This is a genomic window from Klebsiella sp. CTHL.F3a, from assembly GCF_019890895.1.
Taxonomy (GTDB): Bacteria; Pseudomonadota; Gammaproteobacteria; order Enterobacterales; family Enterobacteriaceae; genus Klebsiella; species Klebsiella grimontii.
The window spans coordinates 1,372,409-1,389,444 of the sequence record NZ_CP082360.1 but is presented as its reverse complement, the minus strand read 5'-3'; the positions used below and the strand labels follow the sequence as shown (position 1 = coordinate 1,389,444).

Here is a 17,036-nt window from a genome sequence, read left to right as displayed (position 1 = left end):
GGCGCGGAGTAAAGATGATGGTTCACCCAACTCAGAAATCCGTAAAATGGGGAAAGAAAGGCTAAACCTGTCTACGATAGCTCAATCAATATTATTCTCTGTTGCCTGGGAGAAGATTTGCTTTTATCCAGCTTGCCACGTCGGTGACCGGGATGTTGTGTTGCTCGTTAAACGTACCTTTCTTGTTCCATGCGACTCCACGCCCCTGAGCAAAAACAGCACGATATTTACCCATCATGTCCTGAGGGTCACGAGCCAGTTTGTCCATTAAAAATTGTTCAGTCCATTCTGAACGGCTGAAAGGCCGGCCAAGAGCAAACTGAAGTCTGTCGGCCACTTCTGAATAAGTGAGTGTATCACCGGCAATATACACAATCTCATCGCGGATACGGGGCGTGTAAAATACAATCTCGGCAGTGAGCATTCCGATATCATCCGGCGTCGTCAGCGTCATCGTGTTATCCAGACTGCCCAGAGCATGTACAACATTGTTTTGGAGATCAACAACCCCGAAGTCAGGTTCGAAGAGGTAACTCATGAAGATGCCTGTCGAAATGATGACCCACTCAGTCTGATGCTGGCTGCGAAGTAAATCACGTACATCAATCTGTGCATCGAAAATGTCCTGAGGACTGCCCCGGCCAATGGCGTCGAAATCTGCGCCAAACTGCCAGGGGAAATATCTGGGGATACCTGCCTGAAGAGCAGCCTGTGCCAGTTTCATGGGCGTATTAATGCCCGCGGCGTAACCTGCACAACCGACTACCGTGTCATACTGAGAAAATACGACTGCGAGCTCCTCAATGGTGCTTTTCACCAGATCACCCGTAACTATCTCAACCCCAAGATTTCTGATCTCAGCGATAAGATTCTGTTTGGCTGGTTCGCCAGACATTACGGTATTCTCACGTAGAAGCACGCTGATTTTTGCACCCTCAACATCTTTTGCCCGACGGGTAAGGTTGCGCAAAACGGGAAGGCCCAGTTCACCGGCACCCAATACGAGGATATTTTTAGAAGTGGTGTTAAGATCCATTTTGTTCATAATCTGGCCTGTAAAAGAATGTACTACATCACTCTAACAAGTCATATAAGGCAAAAAAAGAAGGTACACGCATGATACCGGGGGGAAGCAGGATGGGGCGGGATGAAATTCTTCAGTATTCGCAGGAGGTATGTAAAGGTCTGCGGGATGATGATGATGGTTTGCGTCGGGAAGTGTTGGCCCATGCGGGAAGTCGCTGGTCATTAGGCGTTGTCAACACGCTTGGCGTTTATGGAAGACTACGTCATGCTGAGATTGGCAGACGTATGCACGGAGTGACTCAGCGCATGCTGACGCGCACATTACGACAACTTGAGCGGGACGGTCTTGTTATCCGCCATGATTTCAGTGAAGTTCCGCCACGAGTCGAATACGAGCTGTCTGATACTGGTATGGAACTGCTTGTTCGTATGATCCCGCTATGGACCTGGATTGTCGAAAATGCGGATCGCTTTCGTGAAGACAGGTTGAAATATGACAAAAATAACAGCAACCCAATGACGTAATTAATTCTGAGTAAAAAAACATCACTTATTATGATTCGTCACAAATATTAGTATTTACATGGATAAGTCATTCGTAATGAATGTTAACTTTAATTGTCCAGGAATAACGTCGATCTCACCGGATTCGTCCGGGATGATATAGTTAAAGAGGTTTCAATTCTACGGAGCTGTAGATAGCAGGACTCGCTTTGCCAAACCTTTTCCAGTCAATAAGGACTAAATCACCGCTTTCTTGGACATGAATTACGGAGTTGCTTCGACTAGTCACTTATTCCAAACTGGTTATGTCCGCTTCTGACACATAGCTGAAGCTAACTGATTCAAAGGCCTGCTATTAGCGAATAGCAGGTCAACTCATCAAAGCCTGTCTGTTTTATTGCATCATTAGCCGAGTCCAGAAGCCTTAACTGTGCATCGTCCATGGCCGCTGACTTTTCCTCTCTTCACCAGATAAACACGAACCCAGCTTGATACAGATCAAAAAAACAGCTTTAAGCTAATGAAAAGAATAATAATTCTTGAATGCTGACAAAACAATGGGATAGTTGTGTTGATTATTAGACGATCGGTCAATATTATTTATGAACGACTTAATAACTGAACGGTAAACGACCAGACAGACGAGGTGAAAGTGTTTAAATCTTTATTAATCAACAAAACAGATGATCGCTACAGTGCGCAACTTGCTGAAATTGCTGAAAGTGAGCTTCCGCAGGGTGATGTGGAGGTCATTATTGACTATTCATCCATCAACTACAAAGATGCCCTGGCCATTACGGGCCGTGGCCCCATCGTCCGGCACTTTCCAATGGTGCCAGGCATTGATTTTGCCGGTACGGTGTCCGCCAGTTCACATCCGGAATATCAGGCCGGGGATAAGGTTCTTCTTACCGGCTGGGGTGTAGGGGAAAAACATTGGGGTGGATTGTCCGAAAAAGCACGGGTAAAAGGAGACTGGCTGACCCTGCTCCCGACTGGCGCAAACAGCAAGCACGTAATGGCTATCGGAACCGCTGGTTTTACCGCGATGCTGTGTGTCGACGCGCTGTTAAATCATGGTGTTAAGCCTGAAGATGGTCCGGTACTTGTTACCGGTGCCAGCGGAGGTGTAGGAAGTATTGCAGCCATGATCCTGGCATCAATGGGTTACCGCGTCACCGCGTCTACTGGTCGCCCGGAAGAAGCCGCCTGGCTTTATAAAACGGTCGGTGTAGAAGAGATTATTAATCGCTCCGAGCTTTCCTCACCAGGAAAACCGTTACAGAAAGAACGCTGGGCTGCCGCCATTGATACAGTCGGCAGCCACACGCTCTGCAACGCCTGCGCCGGGGTGCGATATGGCAGCATTGTTGCAGCCTGCGGCATGGCACAGGGCATGGAACTGATGGGGAACGTGGCTCCGTTTATCCTGCGTGGTGTCACGCTTAAAGGGATTGACAGTGTTATGTTTGCGAAAGAAAAAAGAGCGGCGATCTGGCAGCAGGCGGTAAATTATTTACCAGAGTCCAGACTGGATAGCCTGACTACCGTTTATCCACTCAGTGAGGCCATCAATGTGGCCGAAAAACTTCTCAATGGCAAAATTCGTGGCCGGGCAGTGATTCAATGTAGCTAATTAGATGGATAGAAGGTCCTGCCTGAGATTGATGCTGACTTATTAAGGGGCCGGTTTAGGCCCCTCTTTTTACTATTCAGCCGCCACTTCCGGCGATGGTTGATAGCGTACAGAAGTTTTGAAATAGTTCCAGAAATCGTACACAGGTTGGATTGAACAATAAAGTTTGGCGCGCATGACTGCGCCTTCCCAGCCACTCCAGAAAATGGCCGCCAGTTGCGTATCATTCATATCGGAACATATTTCGCCTGAAGATAACGCATCGGACAAACAGGCCGCAACAAGTGCTTGCCAGCGCTCAAGAATACTCTGTAGTTGGTTAATAAAGGATGGCGGAAGCCCCGGGCTCTCCTGCATCATATTGCCAACCAGGCAGCCACGAGTGAAGTTATACTTATTAATCCCATCACAGGCATCATCTATGAAATTTTCCAGACGTACCATCGGTGAGCAGGATGATTCATAAAGATGTTTCTTGAGTTTATGTTGAAAGAAACTGTCATAGGCATTCAGAACTGTCTGAGCATATTCCTCTTTACTCTTAAAATAATAATAAAATGAGCCTTTAGGAACACTGGCATTTTTGACAATGGCATCGACTCCCGTCGAAAGAAAACCATTCTGCGTTAGCAGTTCAAGTCCGCTGCGGATCAGGTCATTACGAGTATCTGCATAGGTACTTTCTGTTTTTCGTGGTCTTCCCCTTCCGCGAATTTCACCGGTCATGACTTATCCCCTGCACCTTATTAATAGAAAAGAATAAGTGATTTTGTACGGCAGCTTCAATCAGTTTATCCCCGTCGTTGACGAAGTGGTCACTTCTGACGAATGAAAAGTGGCATAGCCTGTCGCTAACGACATTGAAGGCTTTGTTCTTAAACTGGCTTATCGAGTTCAATGGCGAATTGCAAACTTCAGCTTCTGGCACAATGCGGCCTGTCAGCTTAGGTTAAGCCCTGTGCAGTAACAGTGCCAGATCAAGTTTGAGCTAATACAACTAACTATAACAGGTGAGCTGTTATTCAAAATAGCTTACTGGTGCCCTGATTGCCTCAGCGTTTTCTTACTGCTTTTGCAAACGCTGCACTGACACACTTATCTCCACTGGGGACAGACCATTCCCGCAACAAATCACCCAACCTCCCCTCGATTTCTGCCTCATCGAGCGAGTCGTCTTCATCCTTAACAGAAGGCCACCCATGATCCTCAATATAGGGACGTAAATCTTTAATGAGGTCACTTATAGCATCCGTCTTCGTTTTCCATCCCCCGGGTCGCGCTCCCAGTAATTTTATCACCTCCTCTTTAATACCGTTAAAACGTGCCGCTTTCCTTTTCCCGCCAAAAGCAGAATTGAGTTTATGTTGCTCCTTGAGATTTTTAGCTGCTGCAGTTGCACAGCGGTTCAGACCACACTCCAGAAGAGCAATGGCATTCTGCATCAATTGCACCGCATGATCGGGATCCGATTTCAGAATCGCCTTCCCTTGCGCCCAGGTTTGTTGAGCATCAGCCAGATTGCCCCTGATGCCTTTTTCTACCCATGCAGAACGACTGAATACTTTAAGGTAGCGCCGCCAGTTTTTCTCTCCCTGCTGGCAGGCCAGTGCCTGTGCTAAATCTTTAGAGCTGGTTTGCCTCCCTGTGTTTATCACCACAATAAGTTCAACATCTTCTGTCACCCTTGTTCTTGCAATATGTTTCTGTTTGATCCCTAGATGAAAGCATAGTGCTTTTTTTTTCTTCCGGTATCTGCTTAATAATTCTTCAAATAAAAGGTTTTCTTTAACATCAGCCATTCATAACTCCCAGATTCTGAATGATAGCTTTCATGCGGAAACAGATTGTCTTCTCTGACATGGTAGATATCTCAGGGCCAAAACCCCGGCCCTGAACTCATCGAACCAGATACAAGGCAGCTTTTGGTCCAGTATTTACAACTTTCACAAATAATCAGGTCTGACATCAACAAAAAACGGTGAAAATCGCCCAAAATAAATCTCTACCACATTGTAATAAAAGATTTTTTCCAATACCTTCACTACGGACATACTCTCCCCTTTTCCTGCCTTGTAAGATCGCATCCATACTGAGACAAAGAGAGACAAACATACATGGCTGCACAAAATCTCAAGGTACTACGCATCCGTGCCGTTGTGAACAAACTCGGCATAGCTCGTTCAACCATTTACGACTGGATCAATCCGAAGTCACCACGCTACGACGCAACCTTTCCAAAGCAACGCAGACTGGGCATGCAATCTGTCGGCTGGTTTGAATCGGAACTGGATGAGTGGTTGTTAAAACGTCATCAGGCATCATCGACAGATATTGCCTAGCATCCATAAATAAGAGCATTAACAATGCATTAGATTAATGCATTAAATTGCTAGTGTATTTCAGTCTCATTTGAGACAAATACATCTTAATTACTAACGATATATTAAGAAACACTATCAATTATGCTCATGATTAGTGAGCAATTGATTATTTATCATCCAAAAATATTGAATGTAATAAGAGTCTTATTATGGCTATTTGTAAAAGAAATAATTGTAATCTCTCAATAGGTGATTTACCAGATGAGCGTAAATTGCGCTTATGCCCAAAACATTATCAGGGTAAGCTATCTAATGCAGCTAAAAGAGCCCAAAGGTGGGGTCTGACGTGCCAGTACCCGCCCTGTGGTATAAGTCTGTCTGGTACCCGCAATCAACGGTATTGTTGTATTGAGCATCGTAACAAAGACAGAAGACTTATAGATGACGATGCCATTGTCAGTCTGGTAAAACATTCTTACTGGATTAACGTAGAATCAATGCTTAAGAATAATCCCCTCGGGCTGGGGAGTATCAACTGCCCTGATGACATCGCTGAACTTATCAGGTTATACGAGCGTAAAGCAGCTCACCAGAAAGCATATAACACGATCAATGGCCGCAGGGTGACTGACTCAAAGGGGCTGGCAATAAAACGCTTAACGCCCTGGCTGGAGTTAGAACTGTGCCATATTTATCCTAATTCTAAAGGAGGAGCTAATATCACACGTAACATTATTATCGCTCCGTCACTGATTAACAGAATGATGAAAGACTCAGTGCCTGTTTGTAACACAAGAGGAACATTCAGCGGCATAAAAGCGGCAGGCTTATCCCTGTCTGTTGAATCAACGCTATTGAAAGCACTCACAGAGAAATATGGAGCATTTGAAATACAGGAAGCATTATCTCCTGTAAAGAATGTGACATTTGCTGATCCTGGTATACCACGCAGACTGTTTGGCACAGATATTTATGCTTATCCACCTTTATTGAAACTTTTAAAGGAGGAATCATCGCGCCTGGAGCTCTGGGATTTAAGGGAATCTATTAATCATATTGAAAGTAGTCACTGGCTGTCAGCTGGCCCTGCAAATGAGTTATTTGCAGTCGCAGCTTTTCATGCCATGTTAAATGGGGATAAAGATAACTTACTTGAGATATTTTCCGGGCTGCACGAAGACGTAACGGAGCGAGCCAGGCGAAAAGAAAGATTGATTCATGCATATTACCAAAACGTACTTGAGGATTATATGGCTCGCTATTTTGGTCTTGACTTGAATAATCAGGAAGCCTGCGTTTTATTTTACAATACATATTTCACAGCACCACCACTTGATAAAGATGGGGTTTTGGTTATATCTCCTCATTTCTGACGCTAAGCGGGGATCAGGAGTGGGTCTCCCGATGCAGATAGCTAAGACCGGCCTTATTTCTGCAAAATAGTGGACAAAACCGACCTGTTGTTAACATAAAGAAGTCAGATTTAACAAATTCGGACGGCAACATCGTCACGTGCTTTTCCACCTAAACCAGATGGGTACTTGCCTGGTATCTTACTTTGCAAGATCTGGCATTTATATTTCCTTTATAAAATCACAAATAGACTATCGCAATGAAATGTAAATCTACGTTAACGACCAGGCTAAAGGATATGGGTTACCAGACCTCTCCAAAAAACACACAATAAAACTCAAGGGGGACTCATTAAGATTTTATAAATATATAATTACCATGAACCAGTACAAAGCAGGAAAATAACCGAAATCAAAAGTCCCCCTCATTATACTGACAATACCCAGATACAACAAAATTATTATAGTCGGGGTAATACTGTATATTTCAAGACACACGCTGTCCGAATTCATTAGCATGGAGCATATATTAACCATTCCCGGTGACACATCCGTGCAGCAGTCCCTTTTACAGTGTGACTTCATATCACACTGACTGAGGGCGGATAATGGCTGTCTACCGTAACGATGCAGATTTACATTTGCTGGGCCAGTGCAGCAATGAAGAGCTGCAATTGCTGATTTCCATCCTGACCACTGACCCACGCGACGGCGACACCCGCTGGACAGAAAGCCTGACCAGTTCTCCGGAATACCGTCTGCTGGCACCGGACCATCGCCGCTACTGGCAACTGATAGCCGCTGAGCTTCAGCGCTATGGCGCGAATACCTTAATGAGTATGGCCCGTTTTGGGCAGGGCGTGGTTTACCGGGAAATTCTCGAAGATGTCTGCAAAAAACTCGATGTTAACTACAACACGAAAAGCGCTACTGAAACCATTGAGCTCGCCCTGTTAATGAAGGTTCTGGAGAAAAGCCTGGCTCAGATGACGCAGGAAGAGCTGTCTGCTTTTTCCCGCACAATGCAGCTTGACCTGACCAACCCGACGCCTCAGCTCATCATCATGGCGGTACAGGCAGCGATACGGACTTCCTCTCTGGCGGCACTGGAGCTTGCTACTGTGATGTCTGCAGGCATCATTACCTCACTGGGTGGCATTGCTACCTGGGGCACTGTGGTCGTGGCGTCAAGGGCTCTGTCTGTCATTGCCGGTCCCGTTGCCATTGCACTCAGTTCAGCATGGATGATTTCCGACATTACCGGTCCGGCCTACCGGGTAACCATACCCGCATGCATGATCGTGGCCTGGCTCCGTCAGCAACATATTTCCCGTTAATCCACTTTGGCCGACCGATGGCGGGTCCGGCTATTTTCTGCAGGGAGCAGTTACCATGCCTGAACAGGAACACCGTTATGACCGGTTAGCCAGTCGTCTCGCCATACTGGTCAGCCGCCTCTTTATGGGCGAAACGCTCAGTGTCAGGCAACTCGCGCAGGAATTTGGCGTATCTGAACGCACTGTACAGCGAGACCTGCGTGAACGTCTGCGCTATATCGACACAGAATATATCGACGGAAACGTCAGCCTCCGTGATGCACGAGGACCTTTTCGCACCAACAATGATATTCTGCGTTTTGCCCGAATAACCAGCGTTGCACATTATTTTCCGGCTCTTGATCCTAAGCTGCTTTCAGTACTCCTTGATAGTGGTCAGGACTCTCCCTGCATCATCTGGAATGATCCTCCGCAACAGGCCCCTGCATTATTTGGCGGTTTTCAGATCATCGTTCAGGCCATCATCCGTCATCGCCTTATCCACTTCCTGCATCAGGAACGCCAACAGCCATCAGTCGCACCTTACAGGCTCATTTGCCACGACGGAGAGTGGTATCTGGTGGCTGTCTCGAAGGATCGCATTCAGGTTTTTACCCTCTCAACAATTACCGATGTGGTGATGACTGTCAGCAGTTTTGTACGGAACAGACATATCGACCACATCATGCAGGATCCGAGGTTTATGCGTGCGCTTCCTCATTTTAATTACATCAGCGGAATTATTCATAAATAAGTTTATTTCTCTGACGTTGCATTAAAAAACAAGGTGAAAAATGTCTGCTCACCCGACCACATTAAAAAATCTATTAACCAATACGAAGGAACCTGAAATGAAAACGTACAAATCAGCGATATTTATTATTATCGTTTTCACCCTGACAGGGTGTGGGGATAATTTCTCGTGTGAAAACGAGGAGGTATTAAAATCAGTTAATGAGGCTATAGTCAGTAGCGCTGTAAATGAACGCGACTTCAGAACATTTCGCCCATACAGTCAGTCAGGCCTGACTGGCAAGGCAGTGACGGTAGACTGGGATACCCCCCTGACTATTGACAGCAATCCGAATGCTAAATCGTTAACCTGTAAGGTTCGCTTGACCGCTATGTTATCTGATGATGAAACTAGCCGTTTAAAACAGAGGATTGATGACATTACCCACAGGGCGGAGAGCGAGCCCGGCTACGAGAGTAATAAAGGATTTATTGCAAATGTGAATAAAGCAGCAATGGATATGGCAAGAACCAGACAGGTCACAGGCACAATAGAATATAACCTCTATCAGTCAAAGGGACATCCTGTCACTGAAGTCGGTAATACGCCAGAGAACAGTCAGACAATTAAGGATATTGGCGATAAGTTATTACGCCCGGTGGCAAGAGTTTATGCTGCTCAGGGGGGAGAGCTGGCATTAAATGATTTTTATTCTGTCGATATAATGTCCATGTTTCGCACACGATAAGAAAGGCGTAACAAACCGGGTTTAAATGCTGTGATTACGAATTTAATTCATCGGTAATCATTAAGGAGAAACCATGAAAATATTATTAGCTGTTACACTCACCGCTGTGATACTGAGTGCTGTACCCACAGCGTTTGCCGTTCCCAATATCTGGCATTCAGGCTTCGGCATGGGCGTGTCCGAATACATCATCACCAGCCCGCAGCATACCGGACTCAACATCAGTTGTACCAGTAATCCCGATGAGAACCAGGTGCTCCAGCACAGCGTACTGGTCACCCTGCCGGATGGACGCACCCTCAGTTCACAGGATGACGGTACCGCTATTACGCTCGTCACCGGTGGCGAACAGTATGGTGTGCCTGCTTCCCTGGGCTGGCGTAATGGGGATAATGCCTGGGTATCATTCATTGATGCTGTCAAAAAAGCAACATCATTTGAAGTCTGGGTTAACGACAAAAAAGTAGCCAGTTTCACACCCTCAGCCAGTAATGTTCATAAGGTGCTTGCTGATATGTCAGCTTGTACCTCCCTCACGGCGGATTAGCATCAACTCCATACACCGTCCCAGCACCCGTTTCGTCTGAAACGGGTGCTCTCACATTCCCATGGATTTCGTTTTGCATGCCACCTTACGGTGGCGTTGAGGCTTTCCTATGCCCTTTTTAAAAATTCTAATCACTGCCTTAGGTCAGGTGCTGACCTGGTGCGGCGGGCATCAGGCCCGGCAGTATATTGAAATCCGCTTCCGTCAGGCTGGCTACGATGACAGCAGCATTGATACGGCCAGAGAAGCTGTCACGTTGCTGGTTACTGCACTTATCACCGCCCTGATGGCGCAGATACTTAAGATTCTGGATACGCTGTAGTCCCGCCCGCCCTATCCGTTCATTGAGAACAACACATCCAGCCCCTGCCTCCTCACGGAGCAGGGGCTTTTGCTTTTATGCCTTCAGATTAATCAGATGAGGAATCAACTATGCGATTAGCCAGCCGTTTTGGTCGGGTGAACCAGATTCGCCGTGACCGTCCCTTAACCCACGAAGAACTGATGCAGCATGTCCCCAGCGTCTTCGGGGAAGACAAGCACGACTCCAGAAGCGAAAAGTACACCTACATACCCACGATCACCCTGCTGGAGAACCTTAAACGCGAAGGGTTCCGGCCATTCTTTGCCTGTCAGTCACGAGTGCGCGACCAGAGCCGACGGGAACATACAAAGCATATGCTGCGCCTGCGTCGTGCCGGTCAGATAAACGGTCAGCAGGTGCCGGAAATCATCATTCTGAATTCGCACGATGGCGCGTCGAGTTTTCAGTTACTGCCGGGGATATTCCGAAGTGTCTGCACTAATTCGCTCGTCTGCGGACAGTCGTTTGGCGAGATCCGCGTGCCACACAGGGGGGATGTCGTCGGGAAGGTGATTGAGGGTGCCTATGAGGTGCTCAGCGTCTTTGACCGGGTGGAAGAGAAACGTGACGCTATGCAGTCCCTGCAACTCCCGTCACCAGCACAGCATGCACTTGCTAAAGCGGCGCTGGCCTACCGTTTTGGGGAAGAGTACCAGCCAGTGACTGAATCGCAAATCCTTGCACCTCGCCGCTGGCAGGACGAGAGCGATGACCTGTGGACTACCTACCAGCGCATTCAGGAAAACCTGCTGAAAGGCGGGCTAAGTGGCCGTACCGCGCAGGGTAAACGTACTCATACCCGCGCAGTAAACGGGATTGATGGCGACGTTAAGTTAAACCGTGCGCTCTGGGTGATGGCCGAAAACATGATGGGCCTGTTGGGCGGGTAATAACCCGCGCCCCGCCACCGAAATCAATCCCCGGCCCGAGTCTTCCATTCAACATCTCCATGCATAAGGAAAAATTAACATGACCGACATGATTAATATTAACGATAAAAATCAGCTACCTCTGCAGGCTGACGATAACGGTTCTGCACATGCTCTGACAGCCGCGCCCGTACCTGACGAACAGCGTGTGGAGTTCTGGCCGCAGCACTTTGGCAACATCCCGCAGTGGATAACCCTTGAACCGCAGGTCTTTGCTTGGATGGATCGGTTCTGCGCTGACTACAGCGGCGGTGTCTGGAATTTTTATACTCTCAGCAACGGCGGGGCCTTCATGGTTCCGGAAACGGACAACGATGTCTTCTGGTCGCTGTTCAACGCCATGAACGGCAACGCCTCAGACATGAGCGCCGAAGCTGCAGGGATTGCAGTCTGTCTTATCGCTTACAGTCATCACGCTTGCCGCACGGAATGCGACTCCATGACGGAACATTACTGGCGTCTGCGTGACTATGCGCTGAACCACGCAGAATGCAGCGCCATCATGCGCATTATCGACTGAGCATCCCGCCATGCCGTATGAACTGTCTCACCTTAATGCCCTGTGGGATACGCTGAGGAATACAACGGTCAGGGATGAGGACGGTGACCTTGTGACCGACGAACCCTTCCTGCATTTCCTGACGGGTACCCCTCTCTTCCATATCTGGTGATGGTTTGAATCCCTGCACGACGAGTTCGTCGTTGCCGAAAAACTGTACAACACATCTCCTCCCAACGCGTCAACAGACAGGAAAAGCAAATGAATATCACCACGTGTCCCCCTGACAGCGGGGGAATATCTCCCACCGCGCAGCGCACCATCAGACGCGCTCTGACCCTGCTGGAACGCCAGTTACGCGAGCCCGGCGAGGCATTTACCTCCAGCCATGCAGTTCGCGACTGGCTTCGCCTGCAGCTCGCCACACTGGAGCGTGAAGTAATCATGGTGCTCTTCCTCGATAACCAGCATCGTCTTATTGCCCATGAAACGCTCTTCACCGGCACCATCAACCATACGCAGGTACATCCCCGTGAAGTGATAAAGGCAGCACTGAAATACAACGCGGCTGCCATCGTGCTTTCACACAATCATCCGTCAGGTTATGCCGAACCCAGCCATGCCGACAGATTGCTTACTGACCATCTGAAGCAGGCACTTAAACTCGTGGATATCTGTCTGCTGGACCACCTGGTAGTGGGAGGCATGGACATCGTCTCGTTTGCCGAGCGTGGCTGGCTTTAGGGAGAGAATAACGATGAAAATCATCAGCAAACGTCAGGCAATGGCGATATACCGCCAGCATTCTGAGTCCCGGCTGTTTCGCTTCTGTACCGGGAAATATAAGTGGTCCGGCAGTATCTGCCATTACTACGGCAGGGAAGTGCAGGATATCCGGGGTGTACTGGCCGTGTTTGCTGAACGTCGACAGGACCGCAACGGTCCGTATGTGATCCTGCGCAGCGTCACCCTGAATTAACTCACCGTTAAGGAGTACTTACATGCAGAAAGCAACCCGTGTAATCAACCATAACATCGCGGAACCCTGGTGGGGCCTCAGACGCAACGTCACGCCATGTTTTGGTGCCCGGCTGGTACAGGAGGGTAACCGCCTGCATTACCTTGCTGACCGCGCCAGCACCACCGGGACATTTAATGACGCAGATTTACGCCATCTGGACCAGGCATTTCCGTTACTGATGAAGCAGATGGAGCTCATGCTGACCAGCAGCGAACTCATGCCCCGCATTCAGCGCTGCATCACGCTCCATGCAAAAGGGCTGATATGTAAGGCCGATACGCTCGGTTCCTGTGGCTATTTGTATATCGTAATTTATCCGGCGTCTGCAACAACCGCATAAACCCCGGACGCTTTTCCTTCGTCAAAAGAGTGCAAACCATGCAAATACAATCCCTGCCCCCTCAAAGGGCGGCATCGTCACGTCTGTCATCAGTCAAAATCTGGCAAAAATTACTGGAGTATCTGCTGGAGCAACACTACGGCCTTACCCTCAACGACACACCGTTTGGCAACGACAGTGTGATCCAGAAACACATTGATGCGGGAATCTCACTGTGTGACGCTGTGAATTTTATCGTGGAAAAGTACGACCTGGTGCGTACTGACCGTCACGGCTTCAGCGTGAAAGAGCAGTCTCCGTTTATCGGCAGCCTTGATATGCTCCGAGACCGGAAGGCTACCGGGCTGATGACCCGCAAGGGATATAAAACCGTTACTGACATCACAGGTGGCAGATTCAGCGGAGGGAAATAATGACGTTAGCCCTGATCGTTGACGCCAACACCGTCAGCGATCAGCCCCTCAGGTACCAGTACAAAGACTGGCGCTTTTATCAGATCTCCATTAGTTGAAAAAGATGTTCGCTCAGACAGCGCGTATGGTGGTAACACCTTAACGGAGATATCCGTCTGAGGTAGAAGAGGGTGTGGCAGGACGCCGCCAGAACATCAGGGGCCGTATCGTCTGTCAGGATGGGGCTTAATTCCGGGGCGTTCAGTAAAATGAAACATTTCTCCGGGAGCATACCGTCGACATTTCCTTTCGGAAAATAACCGCCCAGATACAGTAACACGGCCAGCAGGCGAAACTGTCGGGTGAGTACCGTTTCAGTGTCCCGGTAATGTGCGGCTATCCACAGGCATTCCCGCAGCATAAACCGTCGGGTCCGTCGGGTGAGGTCACCGCCTTTATCATACCAGTGTTCGACGATATCCCTGGCGGAGCGAATGGAGTCATCACCCGTTGTCGCAGTTTGCCACGACCGCGCCAGAAGCGTTGCGATATCCATGGATTAACGCCGCACCTGCGAAACGGCTGCGGGAGTATTGCGGACACCAGGCAGATAAATATTGCGGACCAGCTTCAGGAGGAAAAAGACATCGCTCAGGTTGCTCACGCCGGATACCAGATGGCGAAAGGCTATCCGCGCACGAAAACGCGCCCGGACCGCCAGCCGGTCATTCACCCTGCGCCGGTACAGGCCCAGAAAATGGCGGCTTTCCACCAGCGCATGCCTGACCAGCGCTCGTCTGACAGATCGGTACTGCGTCTGTGTACTGAGTGCCAGAATATCTGCAATCACGTCGCAATAGCTGAACGCGCGGATATCGTAATAATCCGGGCGGTGGGTAATTGACGCCGGGTTATTCACCCACAGGTAATCCTGTCTGTCAGAGAAATAAAATCGGCCATCTGCGGCGGCAAGCTGTATCGTCCAGAGAATGTCCTTGTGGCTTTTCCCTTCCTGGAATCGCAGGTCATGCTCGCGAATATACGCTGAACGGATTATCTGCAGCCACAGATAATGCGGCCATTCCCTCTGACTGACGCAATGGCGTATCCACTGCTGACCCGTCAGCGTCTGACCGTAAGGCTGTCTGCGGTGAACGGTATGCCGCAGATGTCCGGCGCTGTCTGTATGCCGGGCATTGAAAAGGACGACATCGGCCTGTGCTTCGCGGGCTGTGCGCAGCCGCTCCTGCAGAAAATCTGCCGCAACCCGGTCATCCGCATCCAGGAACACCACCCATTCACCACGGTGAATCGCCAGTGCAGCATTACGGGCAGCATACACGCCCTGATTTTCCTGACGAATGAGAATAAGCCGTTCATCTGTAATGGCGCTGAGTAGCGTCCATGTTTCGTCGGTTGAACCGTCATCCACAACAATGATTTCAGTACTGAGCGTTGTTTCGCCAAGCAGTGTATGGACCAGAGCCCCGATGCTGTCAACTGCATTGAAGGCAGGAATGATGACGCTGATATCGATGTTGATTTTCATTGATCAAAGGGAATGTAAACAGAGGGAAGCTTCAGAGTTGTTACCCCATCAGAGGCAATAACCTGCGGGGTACGAAACATTGTCAGGAAGAGCGTCCCGGTGATTTTCGTGCTGGTGTGGACACCACTCGTTTTTCTCTGATTTCCAGGTTAACCACCATCAGACAGCCATCGCAAAATTCTTTATCCAGCCCGAAAATCCGGTCCAGAATGCTTCTTTTCTTGTTACATCGGGCACATCTTTTCATTCCATCACCTGCTGTCGCATTCCCATGCCGTGCCCGCAGGACAAAAGAAGGGCGCCCACCAGAAGACAGGAAATAAACTAATAAACAATACGTTAAATGAATTGCTGGGAATTTAGCACAGGCACTAGCGTGCCGGATAATTCATTTTGCAGATCAATTTTATAAAATCGATCGGTTTAATCGATCATCTTTTTCACTCTGCTTTACACGCCATCCGTGTGCCTGCATACCCTATCGGAGCGTTCGGTTTGTCGAGCTGTAAAGGATGCTATGCCTGCTGGATAGTCAAACCATTCCCGATAACTGACATCATGTGGAAGAGAAAATATACAAAAATTATTATCGCTTTGAATGGCAGCTATAAGCGAGAAGCGGACCTTCAAATCCGAACAGGTTCAATTGATTAACCTTGGTTGTCAGTTACGCCATCGTTAACATGAAGCCGATCGAATAATCCCCTGTCCCATTTTTTACAAATACGCAGTGGCAAGAAAGATGGATTCTGGCTCGTGACAAGTAGAGTTGTTCATTTGTATAAAGAGACTTCGCCTTCAGGACGCGTTTTGAACCTGCGATGCATCCACAGGTATTGCTCAGGGGCACGGAGAATTTCACGCTCGATGATCTTGTTCATATAAGCCGCTGCGGCGACCTTGTCTTCCCCTGGATAGCCTGATAACGGATTGCTGATATACATGTGATAACCTTTTTTATCGCTACGTCGAATCATGCTAAGTGTGATCAAGGGTGCACCAGCGAGTTTTGAAAGGGCATACGTTCCGTTCGTCGTTGCTGCTTTTTTTACCGAGAAAAAAGGTGCAAAAACGCTTCCTTTAGACCCATAATCCTGGTCTGGTGCAAACCAAACGGCTTCACCAGCTTTTAGCGCATGAACAAAACCAGATAAATTACGTCGATTAATCATAGCTTTATTTGAACGCATACGCCCTTTTGTCTGTACCCATTCCATTAATGGATCATTGTGTGGGCGATACGTTGCCATCATAGGATGGCATAACCCCATTACTCTTCCACACAACTCAAGGGACATAAAATGAATCCCGACAACCATTACTCCTCTTGTCGCACCGGTCAGGTTTTCAAGCCCTTCGACATCAAACCATTTTTTGACTCTCGCATCGCTCCAGAACCAGGCCATTCCTGTTTCCATCAGTCCCAGCCCGAGAGAAACAAAGTTTTTATTGACCATCTGGCTCCGGGCAAACGGTGTCATCTCGGGAAAGCACAGTTCGATATTTCTAATCGCAATCCGTTCCCGGCGTTTCAGAAAGGGTCTGGATATTTTTCCAAGGCCAGAGCCCAGAATATGTAAAACCGGGTAAGGAAGTTGAACGAGAAGCCACAGCAGACCCAAACCAGACCAGGTAAGCCAGTGGCGAGGATGAAGTAAATTATGAGTAAAAGTCTGTGCCATAAATTTCCTTAATGCTAATGAAGGTTATAACGCAAAAGGAAAACAATGAGGCAATTCGTCTTTAGCGATACATTTTG

The 17,036-nt window shown here is 48.3% G+C and carries 21 protein-coding genes; 15 read left to right on the top strand and 6 right to left on the bottom strand.

Annotated elements, in window-relative coordinates:
* Positions 1-91: 91 nt before the first annotated feature.
* Complete coding sequence (locus K7H21_RS06670; protein ID WP_032937994.1) at positions 92-1,045, bottom strand: aromatic alcohol reductase; 954 nt, start codon at positions 1,043-1,045, stop codon at positions 92-94.
* Between the two features lie 71 nt (positions 1,046-1,116).
* Here K7H21_RS06670 and K7H21_RS06665 point away from each other — a divergent pair, with 71 nt between their 5' ends.
* Positions 1,117-1,551, top strand: coding sequence for a winged helix-turn-helix transcriptional regulator (locus K7H21_RS06665; protein WP_196550652.1), 435 nt, complete (start codon positions 1,117-1,119; stop codon positions 1,549-1,551).
* A 631-nt stretch (positions 1,552-2,182) separates the two neighbouring features.
* Positions 2,183-3,166 carry an acrylyl-CoA reductase (NADPH) gene (acuI, locus tag K7H21_RS06660; protein ID WP_139512558.1) on the top strand — a complete coding sequence of 328 codons (984 nt, stop codon included), beginning with the start codon at positions 2,183-2,185 and terminating at the stop codon, positions 3,164-3,166.
* A 72-nt stretch (positions 3,167-3,238) separates the two neighbouring features.
* Here acuI and acuR read toward each other — a convergent pair whose 3' ends face one another.
* Positions 3,239-3,892 (bottom strand): acrylate utilization transcriptional regulator AcuR, encoded by a 654-nt coding sequence (gene acuR / locus K7H21_RS06655; RefSeq protein ID WP_032937998.1) that lies wholly within the window; start codon positions 3,890-3,892, stop codon positions 3,239-3,241.
* Between the two features lie 326 nt (positions 3,893-4,218).
* Positions 4,219-4,965, bottom strand: a complete 747-nt coding sequence (locus tag K7H21_RS06650) for a hypothetical protein (RefSeq protein ID WP_032938000.1) — start codon at positions 4,963-4,965, stop codon at positions 4,219-4,221.
* A 315-nt stretch (positions 4,966-5,280) separates the two neighbouring features.
* Between K7H21_RS06650 and K7H21_RS06645 the strand changes: the two genes are divergently transcribed.
* From K7H21_RS06645 to K7H21_RS06585, 13 genes are all read left to right on the top strand, one after another.
* Positions 5,281-5,505: a helix-turn-helix transcriptional regulator gene (locus tag K7H21_RS06645; protein WP_032938002.1), complete on the top strand. Its 225-nt coding sequence runs from the start codon at positions 5,281-5,283 to the stop codon at positions 5,503-5,505.
* A gap of 191 nt (positions 5,506-5,696) precedes the next feature.
* Positions 5,697-6,860 carry a hypothetical protein gene (locus K7H21_RS06640; RefSeq protein ID WP_224232184.1) on the top strand — a complete coding sequence of 388 codons (1,164 nt, stop codon included), beginning with the start codon at positions 5,697-5,699 and terminating at the stop codon, positions 6,858-6,860.
* Positions 6,861-7,447: 587 nt separating this feature from the next.
* Entirely contained in the window at positions 7,448-8,176 is a 729-nt protein-coding gene (locus K7H21_RS06635; protein ID WP_189095324.1) for a DUF3944 domain-containing protein, read from the top strand.
* A 55-nt stretch (positions 8,177-8,231) separates the two neighbouring features.
* On the top strand, positions 8,232-8,909 hold the full coding sequence (locus tag K7H21_RS06630; protein WP_032938016.1) for a helix-turn-helix transcriptional regulator: 678 nt from the start codon (positions 8,232-8,234) through the stop codon (positions 8,907-8,909).
* Between the two features lie 97 nt (positions 8,910-9,006).
* Entirely contained in the window at positions 9,007-9,636 is a 630-nt protein-coding gene (locus K7H21_RS06625) for a hypothetical protein (protein WP_032938019.1), read from the top strand.
* A gap of 73 nt (positions 9,637-9,709) precedes the next feature.
* The gene (locus K7H21_RS06620; RefSeq protein WP_189095326.1) at positions 9,710-10,183 is read left to right on the top strand and encodes a hypothetical protein; all 474 of its coding nucleotides are present in this window, start codon (positions 9,710-9,712) and stop codon (positions 10,181-10,183) included.
* A 109-nt stretch (positions 10,184-10,292) separates the two neighbouring features.
* A complete protein-coding gene (locus K7H21_RS06615; RefSeq protein ID WP_032938024.1) occupies positions 10,293-10,505 on the top strand; it encodes a hypothetical protein in 213 nt (70 codons plus the stop codon).
* A 110-nt stretch (positions 10,506-10,615) separates the two neighbouring features.
* On the top strand, positions 10,616-11,437 hold the full coding sequence (locus tag K7H21_RS06610) for a DUF932 domain-containing protein (protein ID WP_071067384.1): 822 nt from the start codon (positions 10,616-10,618) through the stop codon (positions 11,435-11,437).
* A 79-nt stretch (positions 11,438-11,516) separates the two neighbouring features.
* Positions 11,517-11,996, top strand: coding sequence for an antirestriction protein (locus K7H21_RS06605; RefSeq protein WP_075206252.1), 480 nt, complete (start codon positions 11,517-11,519; stop codon positions 11,994-11,996).
* 240 nt (positions 11,997-12,236) lie between these two features.
* On the top strand, positions 12,237-12,719 hold the full coding sequence (gene radC, locus K7H21_RS06600) for a RadC family protein (RefSeq protein ID WP_032938026.1): 483 nt from the start codon (positions 12,237-12,239) through the stop codon (positions 12,717-12,719).
* 13 nt (positions 12,720-12,732) lie between these two features.
* A complete protein-coding gene (locus K7H21_RS06595; RefSeq protein WP_032938028.1) occupies positions 12,733-12,954 on the top strand; it encodes a DUF987 domain-containing protein in 222 nt (73 codons plus the stop codon).
* A 22-nt stretch (positions 12,955-12,976) separates the two neighbouring features.
* The gene (locus tag K7H21_RS06590; protein WP_049101822.1) at positions 12,977-13,336 is read left to right on the top strand and encodes a type IV toxin-antitoxin system YeeU family antitoxin; all 360 of its coding nucleotides are present in this window, start codon (positions 12,977-12,979) and stop codon (positions 13,334-13,336) included.
* Between the two features lie 38 nt (positions 13,337-13,374).
* Entirely contained in the window at positions 13,375-13,749 is a 375-nt protein-coding gene (locus K7H21_RS06585) for a TA system toxin CbtA family protein (protein ID WP_032938032.1), read from the top strand.
* Between the two features lie 79 nt (positions 13,750-13,828).
* Here K7H21_RS06585 and K7H21_RS06580 read toward each other — a convergent pair whose 3' ends face one another.
* The 3 genes from K7H21_RS06580 to lpxP form a co-directional block, all read right to left on the bottom strand.
* A complete protein-coding gene (locus tag K7H21_RS06580; RefSeq protein WP_223226960.1) occupies positions 13,829-14,284 on the bottom strand; it encodes a hypothetical protein in 456 nt (151 codons plus the stop codon).
* Between the two features lie 3 nt (positions 14,285-14,287).
* Positions 14,288-15,277, bottom strand: coding sequence for a glycosyltransferase (locus tag K7H21_RS06575; RefSeq protein WP_047058004.1), 990 nt, complete (start codon positions 15,275-15,277; stop codon positions 14,288-14,290).
* 773 nt (positions 15,278-16,050) lie between these two features.
* Complete coding sequence (lpxP, locus tag K7H21_RS06570) at positions 16,051-16,959, bottom strand: kdo(2)-lipid IV(A) palmitoleoyltransferase (RefSeq protein WP_032938037.1); 909 nt, start codon at positions 16,957-16,959, stop codon at positions 16,051-16,053.
* Between the last annotated feature and the right edge of the window lie 77 nt (positions 16,960-17,036).